The sequence below is a fragment of the Robinsoniella sp. genome (assembly GCF_034124845.1).
Map to the genome: position 1 here is coordinate 1 of NZ_JAWYAJ010000527.1, position 3580 is coordinate 3580.

2 protein-coding genes are annotated in these 3580 nt (G+C 40.7%); both read right to left on the reverse strand.

Annotation, left to right across the window (positions count from 1 at the left end):
• Positions 1–96 precede the first annotated feature (96 nt).
• Complete coding sequence (locus ACH2DQ_RS26265) at positions 97–1911, reverse strand: putative bifunctional diguanylate cyclase/phosphodiesterase (RefSeq protein WP_394912608.1); 1815 nt, start codon at positions 1909–1911, stop codon at positions 97–99.
• A 596-nt stretch (positions 1912–2507) separates the two neighbouring features.
• Positions 2508–3580 (reverse strand): fibronectin type III domain-containing protein (locus ACH2DQ_RS26270; protein WP_395028650.1); only part of this gene is annotated, 1073 nt, incomplete at its 5' end.

Genomic DNA, 3580 nt, shown 5'->3' on the forward strand with positions numbered 1-3580 from the left:
GACTGACGACAACGCGGCAGATGGCAAAATAGGCAGTGCTGTCAGTTTGGTTTCTGGCTGGATGCAGTACTAGTATACCCCTGATTCCACAATCCGTCAATTTGCAAGTTCTCTTGCTGACTGTTCCAATTTCGCCAAGAACTCTTCCTCTGGTATCGGTTTTGAGAAAAAATACCCCTGTCCATAATCACAGCCAATCTTCTTTAAGAAATCAACATGTTCCTGTTTTTCAACTCCTTCACACACCACTTTCATATCCAGTGTATGTGCAAGCTCCGTCACGCAGCTGATTACATTTTTGGCTTTGCCCTCAGTCCCATATTCACGCAAAAACTCCTGATCTAATTTCAGTACCTGGATCGGAAGCTTGTTCAGCAGATTCAAGCTGGAATACCCCGATCCAAAATCGTCCATGGATATCATGAACCCTTCCTTCTGGAGATTCCGTATTTTCTGCACGATTAACTCTGATATACCGTTAAACGCACTCTCTGTAATTTCAATCTCAATACAGTTGTGGGGAATCTGAAAACGGTCTGTAATTTCCAAAATTGTGGAATAACATCTTTGCTGATAGATTGTAACTCTTGAGAAATTTACAGAAATATGAAATTCTGTTTCAAATATGTCCAGATATTTGCGGATATAAGCACAGGCTTTTTCCAGTATGTAAAAATCAATTTCCGCAATACTTCCGTTTCTCTCAAATAAAGGAATAAATTGATCCGGGCACACGGTACCTTCATCCGGTATATCCCAGCGTACCAATGCCTCTGCATTGCGGATTTTCAGATCATCTAAACTGTATTTCGGCTGCAGATACATTTTAAATTCCCCGTTGCCCAGTGCCTTGCGCATGCGTTTTGTCAGATGGTTCTCCCAGTTGAGCTTATCCAGTAACATTTCGTCATACCACAGAGATATGGATTTACCCTCTGCTTTTGCATTTTTATGAGCCATATTGGCCTTATCCATCACCGACTGAATGTTGCCGCAATCCTCCGGTATCTCATAGGCACCTATCGTAAATGTAATAAACTCCGAAATATTGAGGAATTCCACATAAAGAGTGTCTGCAAGAAGGTTACGCAGCTCATCTACAAGTTCCGGACTTTGCTTCACCAGAATGACAAAATCATCTGAGGAAATCCGGGCGCAAAGCTGATCCCCATTGTATTTTGACTGAATGCAGTCCGCCAGTGCGCATAACAGCCGGTCACCCTGTTCATAGCCATAGCTGGTATTCAGAAATTTAAAATCATCTATATCAAACTCAATCAGACAATACCGGTTATCCGGATAGCGGCGCAGCAAAGAAGCGGCTTCTGCCTTAAATCCGTCCCGGTTCAATATACCTGTAAGATTGTCGGTATGGATACTTTTCTCAAGCATTCTGCGGTTACGCCTGTTTACAATGGTAAACGCAGCTATGGACAAAAGCAGCGTTGCTGTATAGATTCCAATGGACTTTAACAATTTTCGTACTGAACTCTGCTCTGCAAGCAAAACCATCTCATCTGCTTCCTTAAAATGAATCTGACTCAGTTCATACAGATTATTTACAGAAACTTCCCCCAGCCTCACCAGTTGGATTTCCCTTTTCATCTCTTCCCATAATTCCTTCAGCCTTGCCAGCTGATCCTGATAATCTTTATCGCCGTTTCTTCGCAGATTGAATTCACCATCTCCGGCCTGGAGGTTTGCAATGATACCATCCAGCCTGTCAATCAGCTTATCATCGGGATATCCGCTAATTTCTTCTTTCACCAGCTTCTGCGTAGCTCCGCGAACGATTCCACTGTAATTTACCACCCTGGCATCACCAAGATTCTGCACTAAAAGCACCAGCAGAATAATGACAGCAATCATCCACATACTGGTATATATATAAAATTCATTCTTTTTTCTCATTTTCACTGGCTCCGCAATCATGTATTTGTCAGATTCTTAATATATCGGAAGTGATTTTCTATCTTTTCAGAACACCCTGATCATATTATATCTAATTACCATAATTTATACAACCTCATTTTTTGATAAGATGTGACATTTTAAATGACCATTTGAGGAATTCCCGGTATTTGCTATCACTTTTCAAAAAAATAACCAATCTTCTATAAAACGGAAGATTGGTTATCATTGATGCACGTATTTTAATAATTATTTATTTTCTGATATATCTATGTTACTTAGACAGCCCTATAAAATTACTTTATATCTATACACTAGAATTTCACAACCGTCTTAATCCCTTTATCTTTTCATAATTTCTTATAAGTACTCAGCTTGGACTTGCTGACACCCTTCTTTGTAACTACCATCGTTTCGGCGTCCACCTCGAGTAACCATTTTCTTAAACTTGTACATAATTCCTCCATAGCGTAATCATCTTTTACAAAAATAAAACAGGGAAAAGACCCGCCAATACCAGAACGTGTTTGATAGCGATTTTCAAACGGTCCAGAATAGCAATCCTCCCCTGTTAAAGTATTTATTATTTAATGTAATTATTTTTTTACAGTAACTTTAATTTCATTACTGTATCGGCTATAGATATTCTTGCCGCCTGATTTCTTATATGCACGTACCTTGTAAGTATAAGTTTTGCCTTTTTTCACTTTTTTGTCCCTAAAACTGGTGTCACTGCGGTCTGTAATTCCGATACGGCTCCAGGTTTTGCCTGTCTTCCTGTAAATACGGTATCCGGTTACCACATTAGATACTTTTTTCCAGGATACTGTGACCCTTCCCTTAGATACTTTTGCTTTTATAACCGGGCTCTGGGGAACCGCTTTAATGGAAACGTCTTTATATTTACTGTAGACTGTTTTTCCATCTGCTTTTTTGTAAGCTTTTACTGCAAATGTGTATCTTCTTCCAAGATCAGCTTTTTTATATACATAGGATGTGGAACTGTCTTTCTTAACGGTTTTCACCGTTTTCCATCCTTTGCTGGTTTTGTTCATCACAACATAACCATCTGCTCCGGAGACCTTTTTCCAGCTTAATTTAATATATCTGGATGCCTGATTTGCTGCCTTTACAGCAACAGTAGACCCTTGCACTTTCACTGCCGCTTCTTTGTCCGGGTCAATCCTTAATCCCTGAATTGCTCTTGTAAGCGCATTGACCTGGGCATCAATAGCTGCCTGGGTTGCTTTGGGGTCTGCCGCCACTTTTTCTGCTGCTGCAACAGCTGACGTCAGTGCCTGAAAGGATGCATTTGTATAATTGCCGATCTTTATCGCTTTTGCCTGGGCAATCTTTGCATTTAATGCGGTCTTTGATGGCTGCGGTACTTGAACTTTAAGATTGCTGATTGCATTCTTCAGAGCATTTACCTGGGCATCAATCACTGCCTGGGAAGCATTTGGATCTGCCGCTGCTTTTTCTGCTGCTGCAATGGCAAGGGTCAGAGCATGAAATGATGCATCCGTATAGCTGCCCTTTTTAATTGCCTTTGCTTCCGCAATTTTAGCATTCAGTTCTGCCTTTGACGGCTTTTTCGTTTCTTTCATATTGGTAACGGCATCCATCAGCTTTCGGCTTGTCTGGTTAACCTTCTCAGTATCCGCAGTGA

Bases quoted from the DNA above. Each gene is read 5' to 3' on its own strand.
- ACH2DQ_RS26265 (WP_394912608.1), bottom strand. From the start codon at position 1,911: ATGAGAAAAAAGAATGAATTTTATATATATACCAGTATGTGGATGATT.